Origin of the sequence: Phytohabitans maris, assembly GCF_031085175.1 — a bacterium.
Lineage (GTDB): Bacteria > Actinomycetota > Actinomycetes > Mycobacteriales > Micromonosporaceae > Phytohabitans > Phytohabitans maris.
This window is the reverse complement of record NZ_JAVHUY010000039.1, coordinates 19751-40852: the sequence shown is the minus strand read 5'-3', so window position 1 is coordinate 40852 and position 21102 is coordinate 19751. Positions and strand designations below refer to the sequence as shown.

General features: G+C 70.9%; 13 protein-coding genes and 1 pseudogene. 7 read left to right on the top strand and 7 right to left on the bottom strand.

Features of this window, described 5'->3' with window-relative positions; genetic code table 11:
* Positions 1-11 precede the first annotated feature (11 nt).
* Positions 12-2507, top strand: coding sequence for a DEAD/DEAH box helicase (locus RB614_RS32415; RefSeq protein ID WP_308716492.1), 2496 nt, complete (start codon positions 12-14; stop codon positions 2505-2507).
* Positions 2508-2511: 4 nt separating this feature from the next.
* Here the strand turns inward: RB614_RS32415 and RB614_RS32410 are convergent, their stop codons facing one another.
* The 3 genes from RB614_RS32410 to RB614_RS32400 form a co-directional block, all read right to left on the bottom strand.
* On the bottom strand, positions 2512-3483 hold the full coding sequence (locus tag RB614_RS32410) for a hypothetical protein (protein WP_308716491.1): 972 nt from the start codon (positions 3481-3483) through the stop codon (positions 2512-2514).
* A gap of 37 nt (positions 3484-3520) precedes the next feature.
* Positions 3521-4063, bottom strand: coding sequence for a hypothetical protein (locus tag RB614_RS32405; protein ID WP_308716490.1), 543 nt, complete (start codon positions 4061-4063; stop codon positions 3521-3523).
* A gap of 178 nt (positions 4064-4241) precedes the next feature.
* A complete protein-coding gene (locus RB614_RS32400; protein ID WP_308716489.1) occupies positions 4242-7337 on the bottom strand; it encodes a M14 family metallopeptidase in 3096 nt (1031 codons plus the stop codon).
* 233 nt (positions 7338-7570) lie between these two features.
* Between RB614_RS32400 and recQ the strand changes: the two genes are divergently transcribed.
* Positions 7571-9418, top strand: a complete 1848-nt coding sequence (recQ, locus tag RB614_RS32395; protein ID WP_308716488.1) for a DNA helicase RecQ — start codon at positions 7571-7573, stop codon at positions 9416-9418.
* Positions 9419-9464: 46 nt separating this feature from the next.
* Here recQ and RB614_RS32390 read toward each other — a convergent pair whose 3' ends face one another.
* From RB614_RS32390 to RB614_RS32375, 4 genes are all read right to left on the bottom strand, one after another.
* Positions 9465-10028, bottom strand: a complete 564-nt coding sequence (locus RB614_RS32390) for a DUF624 domain-containing protein (RefSeq protein ID WP_308716487.1) — start codon at positions 10026-10028, stop codon at positions 9465-9467.
* A complete protein-coding gene (locus tag RB614_RS32385) occupies positions 10025-10855 on the bottom strand; it encodes a carbohydrate ABC transporter permease (RefSeq protein ID WP_308716486.1) in 831 nt (276 codons plus the stop codon). The genes RB614_RS32390 and RB614_RS32385 overlap by 4 nt, the downstream gene beginning before the upstream one ends.
* The gene (locus RB614_RS32380; RefSeq protein WP_308716485.1) at positions 10852-11718 is read right to left on the bottom strand and encodes a carbohydrate ABC transporter permease; all 867 of its coding nucleotides are present in this window, start codon (positions 11716-11718) and stop codon (positions 10852-10854) included. The genes RB614_RS32385 and RB614_RS32380 overlap by 4 nt, the downstream gene beginning before the upstream one ends.
* Positions 11719-11804: 86 nt before the next feature.
* On the bottom strand, positions 11805-13064 hold the full coding sequence (locus RB614_RS32375; RefSeq protein WP_308716484.1) for an ABC transporter substrate-binding protein: 1260 nt from the start codon (positions 13062-13064) through the stop codon (positions 11805-11807).
* 762 nt (positions 13065-13826) lie between these two features.
* Here RB614_RS32375 and RB614_RS32370 point away from each other — a divergent pair.
* The 5 genes and pseudogenes from RB614_RS32370 to RB614_RS32350 all read left to right on the top strand — a co-directional run bounded on the left by RB614_RS32370 (position 13827) and on the right by RB614_RS32350 (position 21070).
* A complete protein-coding gene (locus RB614_RS32370) occupies positions 13827-14246 on the top strand; it encodes a DoxX family protein (protein WP_308716483.1) in 420 nt (139 codons plus the stop codon).
* A 128-nt stretch (positions 14247-14374) separates the two neighbouring features.
* A pseudogene (hrpA, locus tag RB614_RS32365) lies at positions 14375-18082 on the top strand (ATP-dependent RNA helicase HrpA); the annotation flags it as partial.
* Positions 18083-18275: 193 nt separating this feature from the next.
* Positions 18276-18731 (top strand): DUF6232 family protein, encoded by a 456-nt coding sequence (locus RB614_RS32360; RefSeq protein ID WP_308716482.1) that lies wholly within the window; start codon positions 18276-18278, stop codon positions 18729-18731.
* 45 nt (positions 18732-18776) lie between these two features.
* A complete protein-coding gene (locus RB614_RS32355; protein ID WP_308716481.1) occupies positions 18777-20033 on the top strand; it encodes an acyl-CoA dehydrogenase family protein in 1257 nt (418 codons plus the stop codon).
* A 65-nt stretch (positions 20034-20098) separates the two neighbouring features.
* On the top strand, positions 20099-21070 hold the full coding sequence (locus RB614_RS32350) for a carbohydrate-binding protein (protein ID WP_308716480.1): 972 nt from the start codon (positions 20099-20101) through the stop codon (positions 21068-21070).
* Positions 21071-21102 lie beyond the last annotated feature (32 nt).

The following is a 21102-nucleotide window of genomic DNA, read 5'->3' as shown; positions in this document are numbered from 1 at the left end:
ATTGGTGGGCCATGACGCTCACCGACCTCATCCCCCGTGCGGATATCCCCCGTGACGACCCGGGGCCCGACGCGACCTTCGACGCGTTCGCGGCCTGGGCCGCCGACCAGGGGCTCGCCCTCTACCCCCACCAGGAAGAGGCGCTGATCGAGATCGTGTCGGGCGCCAACGTGATCCTCAGCACGCCGACCGGCTCCGGCAAGAGCCTGGTCGCGCTCGGCGCGCACTTCGCCGCGCTGGCCACCGGCCGCACCACCTTCTACACCGCGCCGATCAAGGCACTGGTGTCGGAGAAGTTCTTCGCCCTCTGCGCGGCCTTCGGCGCGGACAACGTCGGCATGCTCACCGGCGACGCCAGCGTCAACGAGGACGCCCCGATCATCTGCTGCACCGCCGAGATCCTCGCCAACATCGCGCTCCGCGAGGGCGCCGAGGCGGACGTCGGCGTGGTGGTGATGGACGAGTTCCACTTCTACGCCGAGCCGGACCGGGGCTGGGCGTGGCAGGTGCCGTTGCTGGAGCTGCCGCAGGCCCAGTTCGTGCTGATGTCCGCGACACTCGGCGACGTCTCCTTCTTCGAAAAGGACCTGACCCGGCGCACCGGCCGGCCCACCGCCGTCGTCCGCTCGGCCGCCCGGCCGGTTCCGCTCTTCTTCTCGTACGTGACGACGCCGCTGCACGAGACGATCGAGGAGCTGCTCACCACCCACCAGGCGCCGATCTACATCGTGCACTTCACCCAGGCGGCCGCGCTGGAGCGGGCGCAGGCGCTGATGAGCATCAACCTCGCCACCCGCGCGGAGAAGGACGCCATCGCCTCGGCCATCGGCAACTTCCGCTTCACCGCCGGCTTCGGCAAGACGCTCTCCCGCCTGGTGCGCCACGGCGTCGGCGTGCACCACGCCGGCATGCTCCCGCGCTACCGGCGGCTGGTGGAGACGCTGGCCCAGGCCGGCCTGCTCAAGGTGATCTGCGGCACCGACACGCTCGGCGTGGGCATCAACGTTCCGATCAGGACGGTGCTGTTCACCGCGCTGAGCAAGTACGACGGCACGAAGACCCGGCTGCTCAAGGCGCGCGAGTTCCACCAGATCGCCGGCCGGGCCGGGCGGGCCGGGTACGACACGGTGGGCAACGTGGTCGTGCAGGCCCCCGAGCACGTCATCGAAAACGAGAAGGCGCTCGCCAAGGCCGGTGACGACCCGAAGAAGCGCCGCAAGGTGGTGCGCAAGAAGCCGCCGGAGGGCTCGATCGGGTGGGGCAAGCCGACCTTCGACCGGCTGGTCGAGGCCGAGCCGGAGCCGCTCACGTCGAGCTTCGTGGTCAGCCACTCGATGCTGCTCAACGTGATCGGCCGGGGCGGCGACGCGTTCGCCGCGATGCGCCACCTGCTCACCGACAACCACGACGACCGGACCACCCAGCGCCGCCACATCCGCCGGGCCATCGCCATGTACCGGGCGCTGCTCGCCGCCGGCGTGGTGACCCGCGACCCGATCCGGCTCGCCGTCGACCTGCGGTTCGACTTCGCGCTCAACCAGCCGCTGTCGCCGTTCGCGCTGGCCGCCATCGAGCTGCTCGACCGCGACGCCGTCACCTACCCGCTCGATGTGCTCTCGGTCATCGAGTCCATCTTGGACGATCCCCGGCAGGTGCTCTCCGCGCAGCAGTTCAAGGCCCGCGGCGAGGCGGTCGCCGCGATGAAGGCCGAGGGCATCGAGTACGAGGCGCGGCTGGAGCTGCTCGAGGAGGTGACCCACCCCAAGCCGCTGGCCGAGCTGCTCGATGTGGGCTACGAGGCGTACCGCAAGGGCCACCCCTGGGTCGGCGACTACGAGCTCTCGCCGAAGTCGGTGGCCCGCGACATGTACGAGCGGGCCATGACCTTCACCGAGTACGTGGCCTTCTACGGCCTGTCCCGCTCGGAAGGGCTGGTGCTGCGCTACCTCGCGGACGCGTACAAGACGCTGCGCCAGACCGTGCCCGACGAGGCCAAGACCGAGGAGCTGGTCGACCTGGTCGAGTGGCTCGGCGAGCTGGTCCGCCAGGTCGACTCCAGCCTCCTGGACGAGTGGGAGCGGCTGCGCGGCGGCACCGACGGCCCGGACGCCGAGGTGCGGGTCGACGAGGGCCCGCCCGCGGTCACCCGCAACGCCCGCGCCTTCCGCGTCCTGGTCCGCAACGCCCTGTTTCGCAGGGTCGAGCTGGCCGCGCTGCGCCGCTGGGACGAGCTGGGCGCGCTCGACGGCGAGGCCGGCTGGGACGCCGAGGCGTGGGAGGCGGCCCTGGAGCCGTACTTCGCCGAGCACGCCGACATCGGCACCGGACCGGACGCCCGCGGCCCGGCCCTGCTGATGATCGACCAGGGCCGCGACCGCTGGACGGTTCGCCAGATCCTCGACGACCCCGCCGGCCACCACGACTGGGCCGTCACCGCGGACGTCGACCTGGCCGAGTCCGACGAGCTGGGCGCCGCCGCGGTCCGCGTGCTCTCGGTCGGCGCGTAGCGCCTCAGGCCGCCTGCGAGGCTGCTCTGCGCCGCGAGCGGCGGGCCACCGCAGCCAGGCCGGTCAGCAGCACGAGCGGCACCAGCACCGAGACGGCGACCACCGTACGCGTGGTGTTCGCCCCGGTGAAGAGCGCGATCAGCCCGGTCTCGCCGGGGTCGGGGAAGGCGACGCGCGCGGAGGCGCTCCGGCTCACCGGCCCGCTGCGCAGGTCAACCCGCGCCGTCCACGGTCCGTTGGGGAGGTTTCGCGGCAGCGGCACGGTCACCTTGCCGGACTGGCCCACCCCGACGGTGGTGCCGCCGGCCACCTTGAACGGTCCGGCCCGCGCGCCGGCGGGCCCGTCGGAGAGCAGCATCTCGCCGGTGATGTCGAGCGCGCGCTGGCCGGTGTTCTGCACGGTCACGTCCGCCCAGGGGGTGCCGTCCTTGCCCCGCCCGGGTGTCAGCTCGCCCATGTCGAAGCCGGACGGCGGGTCGCCGCCGGGGCCGACGTTGAGGTAGACGCGGACGCCCGCCCGGGAGACCTGGCGCACCGCACCGCCCGGCGCGGAGCTGACCGCGGCCCAGACCACCGCGTACCGTTCGCCGGCGCTGGCCCGGGGCGGCACGGTGATGGTCACGGTCGGCGTCACCGCCTGTCCCGCGTCGACGGTCAGGCTGGCCGGCTTGACCGACATCCACGAGGTCAGCTCGTTGGTCGCCCGGTCGGGGAGGAAGTGGAACCCCGACTTGTTCACCGTGGCCGCGGCCGGGTACAGCTCGATGTGGAGCGTGTCCCGCGCGTTGTTGACCACCCGCACCCGCCGGTGGATCACCGAGCCGGGCGCCAGGTGGTCCACGATGTACCGGTGCGCCCGCGGATCGTCGCGGCGGTCGGTGGGTGCGTCGAGCAGCTGGATGCCGAAGCTGCCGTCGCCTTCCGGCGCGGCCTGCGCGCCCGCGGCCGGATAGCCCGCGGCGCCCAACCCCAGCATGGCCAGCAGCGCCGCCCGCACCCACCGGCCGCGGTGACTATGCCACCGAATGGGTCACCGTCCCCGTGTACGTGCCGGCGACGTTGGCGAGCGGCACGTTCACGTTGAGGGTCGGGTTCCAGGCGGCGGAGTTGTTGCCGGTGCCGCCGGTGTGGGAGAAGGCGGTGATCCCGGTGCCGATCGGGGCGGCGGCGCCGGTCGGTGTGAAGGTGCCGGTGCCCGTCGTGGCCGTGGCCGGCCCCGAGGCGTAGTCGACGTCGGTCGCCGCCACGGTCTCGGAGGCGGTGCCGCCCCCGGTGGTGAACGCGGTGGTGGTGACGGTCACGGTCCAGCTCGCGTCGGCCGCGGCCCGCGTGTCGTCGACGCTGACCGAGCCGAGCGAGCCGCTGATGCTGGTGCCCGGCGCGCCGCCCGAGCCGATGGTGGCGGTCGCCGGCACCACGACGTCGAGCGTGCCCGCCGCCACGGTGAAGCTCGCCGTCGTGTCTCCGGTCGGTGCCGCCGCGGCGGGCGCCGCGAAGAGACCGAGTGCCAGCGCGGCCCCGGCGATGGGGAGGAGTGGCCTACGTAGACGCCTCATGGTTCACCTTTCACTCTGGGCTGCCGTCCTACCTGGCCCAGGCTAGGTCAGCCTATCCGGATTAATCAGACAAATTGCAGAAGTGTCCGGATATTTTGGACGGCGTCAAATGACGCTGGCTGAACGGTGGAAGGGGCCCGCGTCGTGCGGCGCGGGCCCCTTCACAGTGGAACGACGGTCAGCCGAGCAGGTGGCCGAGCGACTTCGCCACGAACTGGTCCCGGGCGGCCGGCGTGAGGCCCTCCAACCCGAATCCGGTGTAGACGGTGTCCGGGGTGACGACGACGCCACCCTCCTCGAACGCGCTCTGGCTGCGGGCCCAGTCGCCGCTGTTCGGGTCGGAGCCCGCCGGCGGGCCGGCCACCGTCCAGCCGCCCAGGTCCCCTTCGAAGGAGGTCTCCGCGACCGGCGCCCCGTTCGCCAGCACGCGTACGTCGTCGAGGAAGACGCCCAGCCCCTGGGTCGCCCAGTCGGACGCGTACGAGATGGAGAGCTCGACCTGCTTGCCCGCGTACGCGGACAGGTCGACCGACCACTCCACCCAGCCGCCGGACGGGCCGGTGGCCGCGTTCCAGGTACCGGTCGTGCCGGTCGGCGAGCAGTCCGCGCCCTGGTAGTGGCCGAGGAACGGGTGCAGCTGCGGCACCCAGCCCGAGGCGCAGCTCTCGCCGGTCCCGGTGCCGGTGTGCCCGTTGGCGTCCGGCAGCGTGGTCCACGTGTCGGTGCCCACCTCGTGCGCCTCGACGAAGAAGAAGTCCCACTCCGCCTCGGTGTCGTACGAGCTCCAGAAGCGCAGCTCGCCGCTGGTGGCGCCGGTCAGGTCGACCGTCCGGCTCAGCCGCTTGTACGACTGGTCGGACTGGCCACTGTAGACGTACCAGGCGCCGGTCAGCGGGTCGAACGGCGCCGCGCCCGGCCGCATCCAGTCACCCGCGATCTCGCTGGTGAACTGCGGGAACTCGTCCGCCGGCAGGAAGCTGGAGGTCGGCAGGAACGAGGCGGTGTGCGTCTGGTTGCCCGCCGAGCCCTCGGCGTTGAGCGCCCCGTCCCACCCGGCCAGCGGCCCGGTGCCCTCGACCGGGTAGTGCGCGCCGTCCCCCGCCGTGCCACCGCCGCTGACGTACGTGTGCGCGCCGAGCCAGTACTGCGGGAAGTCGTTCAGCAGCGGCAGGCAGGCCACGTCGTCGGGGTCGGTGCACTCCGGCGGTGCGGCGGGGTTGTAGTAGTAGGCGCCGTTCGCACCCTGGGCCATCAACGCGTTCTGCCCGCCGATGAGGGCCTTGCCGCCCTCGTTCAGGTAGTCGCGTACCGCCAGCTCGGTGTCGAGCGCGGACTTGGTCGTCGTGCCCGGCACCTGCCCCGGCGACCGCAGGATCACGTCGTCGCCGGTCTCCCAGACCACCGCCTTGTAGTGCGAGAGCACGCCGAGGTGGTGCGGCGCCTCGCGGCCCTGGGTGTCGAAGTCGTACACGTCGGTCGTGTAGCCCGCCGCGTTGATGGCCGCGACGTGCTCGTCGGCGTACTTGGCCGAGGTGCCCTCCTGCGCCGGGCTGAGGCCGGTCACGTCCTCCGCCGCGAGCACGAGGACCTCACCGCCGATGTCGCTGTTGACCGTGTACGTGAAGTGGTCGCTGGCCACGACGCCGACCTTCGGCTTGCGGCCGGTGAACCACACCTCGACCCGGTCCCCCGGTTTGGCGCCGGTCACCTTGCCGCGCAGCTCGGCGTAGTAGTCGTCGTGGCTGCCGCCGTACTTCTCGCCGCCCTTCCACTCCCTGACGTCCACCGTCTTGGGGCGGGCGCCGTTGATCACGTAGTGCATGTGGACGTCCTTGAGCGCCCGCCGGGCGATCGTGGCGACCGGCTGGGTGCGCCCGTACGACACGTCGAACGGGTCGATCACGAAGTCCGGGGTGGTGCGGCCGACGACCGAGACCGGGTCGTCCGGGTCGAGCGCCGACTTGCCGACCGCCAGCGCGAACGGGATGTTCTTCGCGACCTCGGCGGCGATCAGGTCCTCGTCGTCCGGGAAGATGAAGTCGCTGACGCAGTCCTCCGGCTCCCACTCGTCGTCGGGCACCGACGCGGACGCGGTCGCGCAGGTCGACATCTCCGGCGTGAAGCCCAGCGTGCCGTAGTTGACGGTGGCATGGCTGTCGGTGTCGCCGTTGGTGATGTAGAGCTCGGCCGAGAGGTCCGGGTCGTAGCCGGGCACCGCCGGGTTGGCGTCGTCGCCGACCAGCGCCTTGTAGATCTCGTCGTCCGGGGTGGGCGTGGCCTGCTGCCAGCCGACGCCGTAGAGCAGCAGCTCGGCGGCGGAGTGGTAGTTGATGAAGAACTCGAAGCCGACCCGGCGGAAGAACCGGTCGAGCGCCTGCGTCTCGGGCTCGGAGTTGGGCCCGGTGCCGCGGAACGTGTCGCTCGCGAGGTCGGTCGAGGAGCCCTCGTTGTCGTAGCCCCACTTGTACGCGAAGTTGCGGTTGAGGTCGACGCCGTCGAGCGTGGTGATCTGGCCGTCGCCGTCGTTGTCGCGCAGGTTCTTGCGCCACAGGCGGTTGTCCGGGGTGAACGTGTAGTCGTACCCGTCCGGGTTGGCCACGGGGAGGAACCACAGCTCGGTGCTGTCGACCAGCTTGGTGATCTCGGCGTCCGTGCCGTACGAGTCGAGCACGTGGTGCATCAGCCGGCGGACCATCTCGGGCGTGATCCACTCACGGGCGTGCTGCGTGCCGAGGTACAGGGTCGAGGGGCGCTGCCCGTCCGGCACGTTGCGGGCGGCCTTGGTGACCTTGACGGCGAGGATCGGCTGGCCGTTGAGCGTCTTGCCGATCGACACGAGCTTAGCGATCTTGGGGAAGCGGGCCGCGGTCGCCGTGAGCTCGTCGCGGATGCCGCCCGGCTCGCTGTACGACCGGAAGGCGGACCAGCCCTGCGCCGACTGCTCGCGCAGCGCCTGCGAGGCGGCCTTGCCCTCCACCTGCTTCGGCGACAGCTGCACGCCCTTGGTCGCGAGCTTCGCCGCCTGGTACCCGCTCAGTACGAGCTCGACCGCGGAGTTGCCGGACTTGTCGGTGGAGACCGCCGCCTCCGCGAGGTCCACGCCGGCGGACCGGGTGGTCTCCAGCTGTTGGGGGGTCAGCGTCCCGACGTACACCTCCAGCTTGTCCTGGCCGCCGCCGGGTCTCGACGGCGCCTGCGCTCCCGCCGGTATGGCGGGTGTCAACGCACCCACCAGAGTGAGCACGCAGGCGGTCGCCAACCGTGCTGTCCTCATTGCGCCTCCTCTATGTTGAAGGTCGTCCACGCGCGAGCCTCCTGTCACACCTGGTAGCTGTCAATCGCCCCTTCGGCCCTGGCGCGATCAAGTCAACTCCGTCGAGCCCGTTTTCTGTCCACTTTGGGCGTTGTACACGCCGGCATGGTCACCATTCGCGTGATTCCGGAGTGAGCCCGAAACGGGTGACACGGGCGGGTTGGCCGGAGCGGCCGACCCCGTAGAATCGGCGGGTGGCTCCCGCTGTAGATCTTGAGACCGAGGCGCTCCGCGTCCTGCGCCGGGTCTTCGGGTACGACTCCTTCCGGGGCGACCAGCGCGAGATCATCGAGCACGTGAGCGGGGGCGGCGACGCGCTCGTGCTCATGCCCACCGGCGGTGGCAAGTCGCTCTGCTACCAGATCCCCGCCCTGGTCCGCGAGGGCACCGCCGTGGTGATCTCCCCGCTCATCGCGCTGATGCAGGACCAGGTCGACGCGCTGCGGGCGCTCGGCACGCGGGCCGACTTCCTCAACTCGACGCTCGACTTCGACACCCGCCGGGCGGTCGAGGCCACCTTCCTCGCCGGCGACCTCGACCTGCTCTATTTGGCGCCCGAGGCGCTCGGCACGCCCGGGGTGCAGCGGCTGCTCGAGCGCGGAAACATCGCGCTCTTCGCGATCGACGAGGCACACTGCGTGTCGCAGTGGGGTCACGACTTCCGCCCCGACTACCTGGCGCTGTCGATGCTGCACGAGCGGTGGCCGGACGTGCCGCGGATCGCGCTCACCGCGACCGCCACGACCGCCACCCACGCCGAGATCGCCAAGCGCCTCCAGCTCGAGGGGGCCCGCCACTTCGTGGCGAGCTTCGACCGGCCCAACATCCAGTACCGGATCGTGCCCAAGAACGAGCCCCGCAAGCAGCTGCTCCACCTGCTGCGCACCGAGCACGCGGGCGACGCCGGCATCGTCTACTGCCTCTCCCGCGCCTCGGTGGAAAAGATCGCCGAGTTCCTCGTCGACAACGGCGTCACCGCGCTGCCGTACCACGCCGGGCTCGACGCGCGCACCCGCGCCGCCAACCAGTCCCGCTTCCTGCGCGAGGACGGGCTGGTCATGGTCGCCACGATCGCGTTCGGCATGGGCATCGACAAGCCCGACGTGCGCTTCGTCGCCCACCTCGACCTGCCGAAGTCGGTGGAGGGGTACTACCAGGAGACCGGCCGCGCCGGCCGCGACGGGCTCCCCTCGACCGCCTGGCTGGCGTACGGGCTGCAGGACGTCGTGCAGCAGCGCAAGCTGATCGACGGCTCCGAGGGCGACCTGGCCCACCGGCGCAACCTCGCCGCCCACCTCGACGCGATGCTCGCCCTCTGCGAGACGGTGGAGTGCCGGCGGGTGCAGCTTCTCGCGTACTTCGGGCAGGAGAGCAGGCCCTGCGGCAACTGCGACACCTGCCTCGCGCCGCCGGAGTCGTGGGACGGCACGATAGCGGCGCAAAAGCTGCTCTCCACGGTGCTGCGGCTGCACCGCGAGCGCAATCAGCGCTTCGGCGCCACCCAGTCGATCGACATCCTGCTCGGCAAGCGCACCGAAAAGGTCACCCAGCACCGGCACGACCAGCTCAGCGTCTTCGGCATCGGCACCGAGCTGAGCGAGAGCGAGTGGCGAGCGGTGGTGCGCCAGCTCCTAGCCCAGGGACTGCTCGCGGTCGAGGGTGAGTACGGCACGCTCGCGCTCACCGAGGGCAGCAAGGGCGTGCTGAGCAAGCAGCGCGAGGTCAAGCTCCGCCGCGAGCCGGAGCGGGTGGCGACCGCCAAGACCGCCAGGTCGCGCGGGGGTGCCGCGGCCGCCGCCGAGCTGCCACCGGCGGCCGCGCCGGTCTTCGAGCGGCTCCGCGCGTGGCGGGCCGCGACCGCCAAGGAGCAGGGCGTCCCGGCGTACGTGATCTTCCACGACGCGACCCTCCGCCAGATCGCCGTCGAGTCGCCGCGCACGCTCGCCGCGCTGAGCACGGTCAGCGGGGTCGGCGAGGCCAAGCTGGCCAAGTTCGGCCAGCAGATCCTGCAGGCGCTCGCGGCCGACCAGGACCAGCCGTGATCAAAGCTCCCCTCACGTCGCTAGAACGACATGGGAGGAGCTTCGATCACGGGCGGGCCAGGATCACCGCGTAGCGGCGCTCGACCGCCACGGCGGCCATCAGCACGCAGCCGAGCATGGGCAGCGCCAGCGGCAGCAGCTGCCAGGTGACGAGCACGAGCAGGGCAAGCGCCATCACCAGGAGCAGGGACCCCGACGGATCGCTCGTGGCGGCGCGGGCAGCGGCCTGGCGTACCAGATCAGGCCAGGAGCGACCGGGCGACCAGGTGGCCGCCGCGCGGAGCAGGACCACCGACAGGGTCACCGCCGCCAGGCCGGCGAAGGCGGCGACGAAGGCGCCGCCGGGCACGGCGGCGCGCAGGAAAAGACCGTCCACAATGGCCACCGCGAACGCCGCGACCACCGCGAGCGAGAGCTTGAGGCTCCCCGGGAACGCGGCGCGGAAGCGGGCGAAGTAGGCGCGGACCGCCGTGGTCTCACCGTCCACATGGGCCCGGATGTGCGCGCAGCCGGCCGCCAGGGCGGGCAGGAGCGTGACGAGCGGGAGTGCGAGCAGGGCGGTGAGGAGGCCGGCGAGCAGGCACTCTCCGAAGAGGACCAGGCGCTTCATCCCTTCAGCCCCGACGTGGAGACTCCCTCGACCAGAAAGCGCTGGAAGAACAGGAAGAAGAGGATGACCGGCACCAGCGCCAGCATCGACATCGCCATCAGCGCGCCGAAGTCGGAGCCGGACGCCTCGTCCACGAAGAGCTGGAGGGCGAGCGGCAGCGGGTACTTGTCCGGGGTGCTGAGGTAGACGAGCGGGCCGAAGAAGTCGTTCCAGCTCCAGATGAACGTGAAGATGGCGGTCGTGATGAGCGCCGGTCGGGCCAGCGGCAGGATGATGTGCCAGAAGATGCCCCAGTGCCCGGCACCGTCCATCTTGGCCGACTCGTCGAGCTCCTGCGGGATGGTTCGCATGAACTGCACCATCAGGAAGACGAAGAACGCCTCGGCGGCCAGAAACTTGCCGATCAGCAGCGGCACGTACGTGTCGATGAGGCCGAGCCGCTGGAAGACCGCGTACTGCGGGATGATCAGCACGTGAAACGGGAGCAGGAGCGTCGAGATCATCAAGGCGAACATCGCGCCCCGCCCCCGAAACCGCAGCCGCGCGAACGCGTAGCCGGCGAGCGCGGACGAGGCGACGGTGCCCACGACGGACAGTACCGCCAGGATGGTCGAGTTCCAGAAGAAGCGGCCGATGCTGATGCTCGCGATGCCCTCGACCGCCCGCTCGTAGTTGGCGGTCGTCGGCGCGCTGGGCAGCAGGCTGAGGCTGCCGATGATGTCCGCCGACGGCTTGAAGGTCGCCGCCACGACCCACACGATGGGGTACAGCACGATCGCCAGCACCGCGAGCACACCGGCATGCCAGGCCACAGTGGACAGTTTCATCGCTTGTCCCCTGAGTAGTAGACCCACCCGCGGGCGGTGCGGAAGAGAAACAGCGTGATGAGGCCGACGCCGAGCAGCAGCATCCACGCCATCGCCGAGGCGTAGCCCATGCGGAAGTCGGAGAAGCCCCGGTCGTACAGGTAGATGGTGTAGAAGAGCGTGGTGCCCGCGGGCGAGCCGTTGGGTCCGCCCACGATGTACGCGGAGGTGAAGACCTGGAAGCTGTTGATGGTCTCCAGCAGCAGGTTGAAGAAGACCACCGGCGAGATCATCGGCAGCGTGATGGAGCGAAAGCGGCGCCACCGCCCGGCACCGTCCACATGCGCCGCCTCGTGCAGCTCCACCGGCACCTGCTTGAGCCCGGCCAGGAAGATGACCATCGGCGCGCCGAGCTGCCAGGCGCCGAGCAGCACCAGCATCAGCAGCGAGAAGTCCGGGTTGCCGGCCCACCCTCCAGTGTGGATGCCGACCACCCGCAGCGCCCGGTCGACGACCGCGTCGTCGGTGAAGAGCGCCTTCCACACGATGGCCAGGCTCACGCTCGCCCCGATGAGCGACGGCCCGTAGAACGCCGCCCGGTAGAAGCCCTGCCCCTTGCGCTTGTTGTTGAGCAGCAGCGCGACGGCGAGCGCGGCGGCCAGCTTCACTGGCACGGCCACCGCCACGTAGATGGTGGTCACCTGCACCGACTTGAGCCACCGCGCGTCCTCGAACATCCGCTTGTAGTTGTCGAGGCCGACCCACTCGGGAGCGGTGAAGAGGCTGTAGTCGGTGAAGGAGAGGTACAGCGAGGTGAGCATCGGGCCGATCGTCAGCAGCAGGATGCCGAGGATCCACGGGGAGAGAAACAGGTACCCCGCCACCCCGTCACCCGACCGGCGGACCCGTGTGCGCGGGCCCGCCGGTTGTCCCGGGGCTTCCGCCCGGCGGGTCGGTGCGACTGTCGCCATCAGGATTCGAGCGTCTCGTTCGCCTCGGTGAAGAACTGGTCCACCGCCTGGTCCACGCTGATCCGGCCGTACTGGAGCTCCTCGGAGATCCGGATGAACGCCTGCTCGATCGTGCCGGCGCCCTTCGGCGGGGCGGGTGGCGCCTTCTCCAGCTGGGTCTTGATGCTCTCCTCGTACGCCGCCACCGCCGCGAACGGCCCCTCCAGTTTGACCGCCGCGCGCTGGCCGTTGGTGGCCGGTATGCCGCGGTTGGCGCCGAGGATCTCGCCCGCCCCGGGGTCGTTGATGAAGAAGTCGATGAGCTTGGCGCTCTCCTCCGGGTGCTTCGACTTCGCCGAGACGCTCATCAGCATCGAGGGCTTGAGGTACTGCCCCAGCTGCGCCGGGTTGTCGCTGGGCACCGGACCGAGCTTGAGCTCCGTCTTGGTCGCCGCCGCGTACCGGGTCATGAAGTTGTCCCAGCCCAGGTCGCCGGCGATCAGGTCCATCTCCAGCGCGAACTTGGGCTTGATCTGCACGCCCTTCTCGACCGGCAGCACGATCTTGGCGTCGGCGAGCTGCTTGCCCTCGTTGAAGAACTTCGCCAGCCGCGGCTTGTCGAAGCCGAGCTTGCCGTCCTCGGTGTAGAGCAGCTTGCCCTCCTGGCGGAGCTGCACCTCCAGGTTGTAATAGGTGCCGATGTAGTTGCCGCCGCCGTACATCTTGCCGCCGGTGCTCTTGGTGATCTTCTCCATCGCGGCCCGGTAGTCGTTCCACGTCCAGCCGAGCTTCGGCTCCGGCACGCCCGCCTTGCTGTACGCGGCCGGGCTGTAGACGTAGCCCCACGTGTTGCCGGCGACCGGTACGGCGTAGAGCCCACCGTCGACCTCGCCGGCGCCCTTGAGCCCTTCGAGCAGGTCGCCGGTGTTGAGGTTTTCGCCCTCCTGCTTCTTGAGGTCGTAGAGCACGCCGCGCTCCGCGTACTCCCGCAGGTAGGCGAAGTCCATCTGGAGCACGTCCGGCGCGTTGCCGCCGGCCGTATCGGTGGCCATCTTCTGCCAGTACGCCTCGAACTCCTGGAAGCTCGGGGTGACCTTGATGTTCGGATTCTTCGTCTGAAACAGGTCGATCGCCTTCTGCACCAGCGCGGCGCGGTCGGCGTTTCCCCACCACGAGTAACGCAGCGTGACCGGCCCCGACTCCGCCTCATCGTCTCCGCCACAGGCCGCACCGGCAAAGACGAGCGACACGGCGGCGAGAACAGTGGTGAACCGTTTCATAACGCCCATGTGAGACCTCCGAGGCCCAAGTGAGGTGCGCCACAGGTAAGCGCTTGCCTGGCCCAGGTTATGGTTCCGTTACATCGACGTCAATCCCGGCCCTAAAACGTTACAACTGCGTGATGTTGAGCCAGACTCCCAACAAAAGCCCCGCGCCCCGCCAGCGCCCGCCCGGCCCACGCTCCGCGCGACGACGACCAGATCCCGGCCCGTTCGCCGCCCGGTTGACGGGGTGCCAAGCTGTCCGTGGCGAATTGCTGCCCGCGGAGGGGCGGTTTTCGCCAGGGACGCCCGCGAACCCCACCTTCCCGCGCCGGTCAAGGAAGGCTTGCGGCACAACGGCAATGGGATACCGCCCCCCACGGGATCCGGACCGCGGCGGCTGCCGCGATAGCTCGGATGTCTCGGATCGGGCGACCGGCGGACCTACACCGCCGGCGGCCGGGATCGCTAGGAGGCTCGGGCGCGCGGGAGGCGGCGGGCCGGGCCAGGAAGCCCCCGCGGCGGTAACCGCGAGGACCACCCGCTTTGCCTTCGGCACAGGGCCGCTGCTCCTTTGTGGGGGCGCCAGACGGAAGTCTGCAACCCGCTGCCGCCCAGGTCACTAGCTGCGCGCCTGCGCAAACGCGACATGTCTCTAACGTGCCAGGTGCCCCAAACCGCGGTCCAACGATGACCATCACTTGAACCGGGTACTTGACGAGCGGATACTTGAGACGTCAAGGGTATTCGTCGCAGTCGTCTCCGTTCGTGGAGGTAGGCATGGACATCCTGGTTTTGATCGGACGCATCCTCTTCGCCGCTCTCTTTCTCGGCTCCGCCGTGGGCCACCTCACCCAGACCAAGGCGATGGCCGGCTACGCGTCCAGCAAGGGCGTGCCGCAGGCGTACGCCGCGACTCTCGTCAGCGGGCTGCTCATCGCGGTCGGCGGGCTGCTCGTGCTGCTCGGCATCTGGGCGGACCTCGGCGCGCTGCTGCTGGTCGTCTTCCTGGTGCCGACGGCGCTGCTCATGCACCCGTTCTGGAAGGAGAGCGAGCCGCAGGTGCGGCAGATGGAGCTGGTCCAGTTCCAGAAGGACGCGGCGCTGGCCGGGGCGGCGCTGATGCTGTTCGCGTTCTTCTCCTTCGCCGGCGACGACCTCGGCCTGACCATCACCGGGCCGCTCTTCGACATCAGCTGACCGCCCTCGCCGCCGGGGACCGCGACCGCGCCGAGCCGGGAGGCTGACCGACCGGACCCGAACCCCCGCCTGGCCGGCGCGAAAAATGCGCTGGCCAGGCAGGATAAGCTTGGTGGGCCATGGATCGGGAGTTGCGGCTGGCCGCTCGCCGCGAGAGCCGGGAGAGCGTGCCGGAAATCAGCTACCCCGAGGCGCTCCCGGTCAGCCAGAAGAAAGGCGACATCCTCGCCGCCATCCGCGACCACCAGGTCGTGATCGTGGCCGGCGAGACCGGCTCGGGCAAGACCACCCAGCTGCCCAAGATCTGCCTTGAGCTGGGGCGGGGCGTCGAGGGGTTGATCGGCCACACCCAGCCGCGGCGGATCGCGGCGCGGACGGTGGCCGACCGGATCGCCGAGGAGCTGGGGACGCCGCTGGGCAGCGCCGTCGGATACAAGGTGCGCTTCTCCGACAAGGTCAGCGACGGCACGCTGGTCAAGCTGATGACGGACGGCATCCTGCTCGCCGAGATCCAGCACGACCGGATGCTGCGGCAGTACGACACGCTGATCATCGACGAGGCGCACGAGCGCAGCCTCAACATCGACTTCATCCTCGGGTACGTCAAGCGGCTCCTCCCCCGCCGCCCCGACCTCAAGGTGATCATCACATCGGCCACGATCGATCCCGAGCGCTTCTCCAAGCACTTCGGCGACGCCCCGATCGTGGAGGTCTCCGGCCGCACGTACCCGGTCGAGGTGCGCTACCGCCCCGTCGGCGAAGACGAGGAGCAGGACCAGACGCAGGCGATCCTCGACGCGGTCGACGAGCTGTGCGCCGAGGGGCCCGGCGACATCCTGGTCTTCCTCTCCGGCGAGCGGGAGATCCGGGACACCGCCGACGCCCTCCGCCGCCGCGACCTGCGGCACACCGAGATCCTCCCGCTCTACGCGCGGCTCTCCACGGCCGAGCAGCACCGGGTCTTCCAGTCGCACACCGGGCGCCGCGTCGTGCTCGCCACCAACGTCGCCGAGACCTCGCTCACCGTGCCCGGCATCAAGTACGTGGTGGATCCCGGCACCGCGCGCATCTCCCGGTACAGCCACCGGCTCAAGGTGCAGCGGCTGCCGATCGAGCCGGTCTCGCAGGCCTCGGCCAACCAGCGCAAGGGCCGTTCCGGCCGCACCTCCGACGGCATCTGCATCCGGCTCTACTCGGAGGACGACTTCCTCGCGCGCCCGGAGTTCACCGACCCGGAGATCCTGCGCACCAACCTCGCCTCGGTCATCCTCCAGATGCGCGCGCTGGGGCTGGGCGACATGGCCGCGTTCCCGTTCGTGGAGCCGCCGGACCGCCGCAACGTCAAGGACGGCGTCGACCTGCTCCACGAGCTCGGCGCGCTCGACGGCGAACGGCTCACCAACCTCGGCCGCCGCCTCGCCCAGCTGCCGGTCGACCCGCGGCTGGGGCGGATGGTGCTGGAGGCCGAGCGCAACGGCTGCGTGCACGAGGTGCTCGTCATCGCCGCCGCACTGTCCATCCAGGACCCACGCGAGCGCCCGACCGACCAGCAGCAGGCCGCCGACGAAAAGCACGCCCGCTTCGTCGACAAGGAGTCGGACTTCCTCGCGTACCTCAACCTGTGGAAGTACGTGGAGGAGCAGCAGAAGGCGCTGTCGTCGAGCCAGTTCCGGCGGATGTGCCGCAACGAGTTCCTCAACTACCTGCGGGTGCGCGAGTGGCAGGACCTCTACGGGCAGCTGCGCCAGGCGGTCAAGCCGCCAAAGGCAGCGCCCGCCGACGGGCAGCGGATCCACCAGTCACTCCTCAGTGGACTGCTCTCGCACGTCGGCCTCAAAAACACCCAACGCCACGAGTACCTCGGAGCGCGCGGCGCCAAGTTCGGCATCTTCCCGGGCTCGGCGCTGTTCAAGAAGCAGCCGCAGTGGGTGATGGCCGCCGAGCTGGTGGAGACGTCCCGGCTCTGGGCCCGCATCGTGGCCAAAGTGGAGCCGGAGTGGGTCGAACGGCTCGCCGGCCACCTGGTCAAGCGGAGCTACAGCGAGCCGCACTGGGAGAAGAAGCAGGGCGCCGTGATGGCGGTCGAGCGGGTCACGCTGTACGGCGTGCCGCTGGTCACCGGCCGCAAGGTGAACTTCGGCCGGATCGACCCGCCGCTGGCTCGCGAGCTCTTCATCCGGCACGCGCTGGTGGAGGGCGACTGGGAGACCCACCACGCGTTCTTCCGGGACAACCGGGAGCTGCTCGCCGAGGTGGAGGAGCTGGAGCACCGGGCCCGGCGGCGCGACATCCTGGTCGACGACGAGACGCTCTTCGCCTTCTACGACCAGCGACTCCCCGCCGACGTGGTGTCGGCCCGGCACTTCGACAGCTGGTGGAAGAAGACCCGGCAGCGGCAGCCCGACCTGCTCACGTTCGAAAAGGCCATGCTCATCAACGAGCGGGCCGGCGCGGTGGAGGCCACCGACTACCCGGACGAGTGGCGCCAGGGCGAGCTGGCGCTGAAGCTGACCTACCAGTTCGAGCCGGGTACCGGGGCCGACGGCGTGACCGTCCACATTCCACTCCCGCTGCTGTCCCGGGTACGCCCCGAGGGCTTCGACCGCCAGGTACCGGGGCTGCGCGAAGACCTCGTCGTGGCGCTGATCCGGTCGCTGCCCAAGCCGGTGCGGCGCAACTTCGTACCGGTGCCCGACTACGCCCGCGCCGCGCTGGACCGGATGGCGCCGGACGGGCCGCTGCTCGACGCGCTGGAGCGGGAGCTGCGCCGGATGACCGGTACCCCGGTGCCGCGCGCCGCCTGGGACCTGTCGAAGGTGCCGGACCACCTGCGGATGACGTTCCGGGTGGAGGACGAGGGCAGGGCCGCGCTCGCCGAGGGCAAAGACCTCGCCGCGCTACAGACCCAGCTCCGGGCCACCGTCCGGGAGACGGTCGCCGCGGCGGCGCCCGGGATCAGCCGGCACGGCCTGCGCGCCTGGGACCTCGGCACGCTGCCCCGGACGGTCCGGCAGGAACGCGCCGGGTACTCCGTCAACGCGTACCCGGCGCTCGTCGACGAGGGTGAGTCGGTCGGAGTCGGCGTCTTCGAGACGGAGGCCGAGCAGCGGTATGCGATGTGGGCCGGCACCCGCCGGCTGCTGCTCCTCGGCCTGGCGTCCCCCGCGAAGGTCATGCAGGGCCGGCTCTCCAACGAGGACAAGCTGGCGCTGAGCCGCAACCCGCACAAAGGCGTCGCCGACCTGCTGGAGGACGCGGCGGGCGCGGTGGTCGACCAGCTGATGGCGCAGGCCGGCGGCCCGGCGTGGGACGAGGAGGGGTTCGCCAAGCTGCGGGACGCGGTCCGCACCGGGTACGTGGACGGGCTCGCCGCGGTGGTCGGCCAGGTGCGGCGGGTGCTCGCGGCCGCGTACCAGGTGGAACAGCGGCTGAAGGCGCTGTCCTACTCCCCTGACCGCGGCGGGCCCGGAGTGCGCCTCGACCTCATGCCCTCCCTCGCGGACGCCCGGGCCCAGCTCTCCGCGCTGGTCTACCGCGGCTTCGTGACCGCGACCGGACAGCGCCGCCTGCCCGACCTGGTCCGCTACCTCACCGCGATCGAGCGGCGGCTGGACCGGCTGCCCCAGAACCCGCAGCGCGACCTGCAGCAGACCCGTGTGGTCGAGGAGATCCAGCGGGAGTACGCCCAGCTGCGGCAGGAGGTGCCGCCGAGCGACGCACTGCACGAGATCCGCTGGATGATCGAGGAGCTGCGGATCAACCTGTTCGCGCAGGCGCTCGGCACCGCGTACCCCATCTCGGAACAGCGCATATACCGCGCAATGGACAGCCTGTAGCAGACCACGGCCGCGTGGCGTGCCAGCCATGGCGCTATCTGCCACCTAGCAGATTGCGCTATTGCCATCCGACGCCTGGCAACCGATAGTGAGAGGTAGCGAAGGAGGCCGCCATGAGCGAGCGCAGCGAGCGAATCATCGAACTCAGCGCGTGTGCAGCCTCATGCCCGCCCGCAGCGAAGCGAGGACGGGCATGAGCATCGACCACCTCAGCCCTCCCGGCCGGTCGCCCGGGTTCACCACCTTCTACAACCAGCGCGGCGTCGCCGTCACCGACCAGTTGCTGGTCGTCTACGGCAAGCGGTTCCCGATCGCCGAGCTGCGCCAGATCGAGCGGGCGCGCGGGCCGATGTCGTCCCCCGCACGCGCCGCCCTCCTGGTCGGCCTCGCCGAGCTGTCCGTCGTGGCGCCGGTGGCGGCGGTGTTCAGCACGCCGGCGGCCTGGGCCATCGCCGCGCTCACCGCGGCGGCCGCCTTAGGGGGCATCATGTTCTGCGGCCGGCGCTGGCCGGCGAGCTTCCAGATGTGGGCCGACTACCGGAGTCGGCCCACATTGCTTTTCGAGACCGGTGACGAGCAGGAGTTCGGTCAGGTCAGCCGGGCGCTGATCCGCTCCGTCGAGTTCGGCCGCCACGGACTCCCGCGGTAGCCGGGTGGCGGCGGGGCGGGCCCGGCGCCGGTAGGGTTGGTGGGCGTGACTGCCCCGACGCCCCGCGCGCTGCTCGGCGCGGCGGTCCCCGCACCGTCGGCCGCCCGCTTCCGCCCCGACGAGCTGGCGGCGCTGGCCACCCTCCAAGATGTACTCGACACCGACATCGCGCCCGCCGCCGCGGCGGCCGACGCCGCAGGCCGCTACCCCACCGCCTCGGTGGCCGCGCTGAAGCGGAGCGGCATCCTCCAGAGTGGACTCCCAGCGGAGTGGGGCGGCCTCGGCGCCTCCCACCGCGTCTCGCTGGAGGCGCAGGTGCGCATCGCGGCCGCCGACTCGTCCGTGGCGCAGATATTCAAGGTGCACGACGAGCTGACCCGGGAGATCTTCGTGTACTGCCCGGACGAGCTGCGCCCGCCGCTCTCCGCGCGGATCCGGGACGGCGCGATCCTCGGGCTGGCCGTGGCCGAGTCGGGGCGCAAGGTGGACGACCCGTGGCGTACCGTCGCGACGCCCCATCCCGACGGCGGGTTCACTGTGGACGGCGAGAAGATCTACACGACCGGCGCGGCCGAGGCGGACCTGATCGCGGTGTGGGCGTTCAACCCGGCGGCCGAGGGGGCGGCGGACAACTTCCTCCTCGGGCTCCAGCTCAACCTCGTGCCCCGGGACGCCGAGGGGGTCACGGTCCACCGCGACTGGGACATGCTCGGCCAGCGCGCCACCGACTCGGGGACGGTGACGTTCCGCCAGGTGCGCACCGACCCGGCGCTGCGGGCGAGCCTGCCCGGCCGCGCCCCGCTCCCGCAGAACTCGCTGCGCTACCAGGCCGGCTTCGCCGCCGTACTCGTCGGGATCGGGATCGGTGCGCTGAGCGCGGCGGTGCCGTTCGTGTCGTCGCGGGCCCGCCCGTGGCCGTCCGCCGGTGTGGACAGTGCCGCCGACGACCCGGTCGTGAAGCGGCTGGCCGGCGAGCTGACCGCGGGGCTGGCCGGGGCGTACGCGCTGACGATGGCGACCGGTGACCTGCTGGACGCGTTCGAGCGGGGCGAGCTGAGCCGCACCGAGCTGGCCGTGCCGATCTTCGCGGCGAAGTCGGCCGCCACGAAGGCCGCGCTGGCCGCGACGACGGACGCGTTCGCGCTGATGGGGACGAGTGCGACCCGCACCGGCACCGGCTTCGACCGGTACTGGCGGGACGCCCGCACGCTGGCCCTGCACGACCCGGTGGACTGGAAGCACATCGAGATCGGCGCGAACGTGCTGTCGGGCTGGGACCCGCCGCCCGGAATTTATACCTGACGAGGATTGATCCGATAATCTCCGCGCCCCGTATTGGACCGTTGGGGACCAGGCGAGGTGCGGATGTGACGACTGCGGATCGCAAGGGTATGGACCGGCTGCGGGTCGGCGGCTGGCTGCCGCCGCCACGCGGCACAGACCAGCGTGGCATGGCGCGACTCGCGCTGCCTGCGGCGCCGTCGCCCACCGCGCCGGCCCGAAGGGGCGCGCACGCGGTACCGGACGACGAGGAACCGGAGCACCTGCGGCCGCCCACGCCCTACGCGGCCCCGCCGTTCGACCTGGACGCGCCGGTCTCCGCTCCCGTGCCCCCGCCGTCCGGCGCCGATCCGGGGGCGGCGGCCACGGCCGGCCGGTACGTCCGCCTGGGCCGGCGCGGCCTCCGCGAGATCGCCGCGCCCGGACCGCACCGCCAGCGGATCCGCCTCGGGCTGGCCGGGGTGGCGGTACTGGCGCTGGCGATCGTGGCGGTGGCCACGCTCTCCCCCGACGGCGAAAAGTCACCGGACGCCGGGCGGGGGCTCGCCCTGCCCACCGGCCCGCCCAGGGCGCCGGCACCCAGCGCCGACCAGGAGATCGGTCCGGCCGAGGCCTCGCCGACCCCGTCCCGCGCCAAGGCCGCGCCCGCCTCATCGGACGCCGGGCCGTTCACCCGCACGTACGAGGCGGAGGACGCCGCGCTCATCGGGGGCGCCGAGGTGCTCTCGCTGCGCCAGGCCGGGGGCGGCCGCATCGTGCAGGGCATCGGCACCGGGTCGGACCGGCGGCCCGGTCTCGTCTCCTTCACTGAGGTGGAGGTGCCGGCGACCAACCGGTACGCGCTGACCGTCGACTACGTCAGCGGCGAGGACCGGACCGCGATCCTCACGATCAACAGCGAGACCCACCTGCGGCTGTCGTTCCCGTCGAGCGGCGACTGGGACGTCGTCGGCTCCCGGACCTTCACGATCGTGCTGGTCGGCGGCCGGAACAACCTGACTTTCAGCAACCCTGACGGCTGGGCGCCGAGACTGGATCGAATCAGTCTTCTCGGCTGAGGTTTAGCTCGACAACCGCTCGGGTATAGACT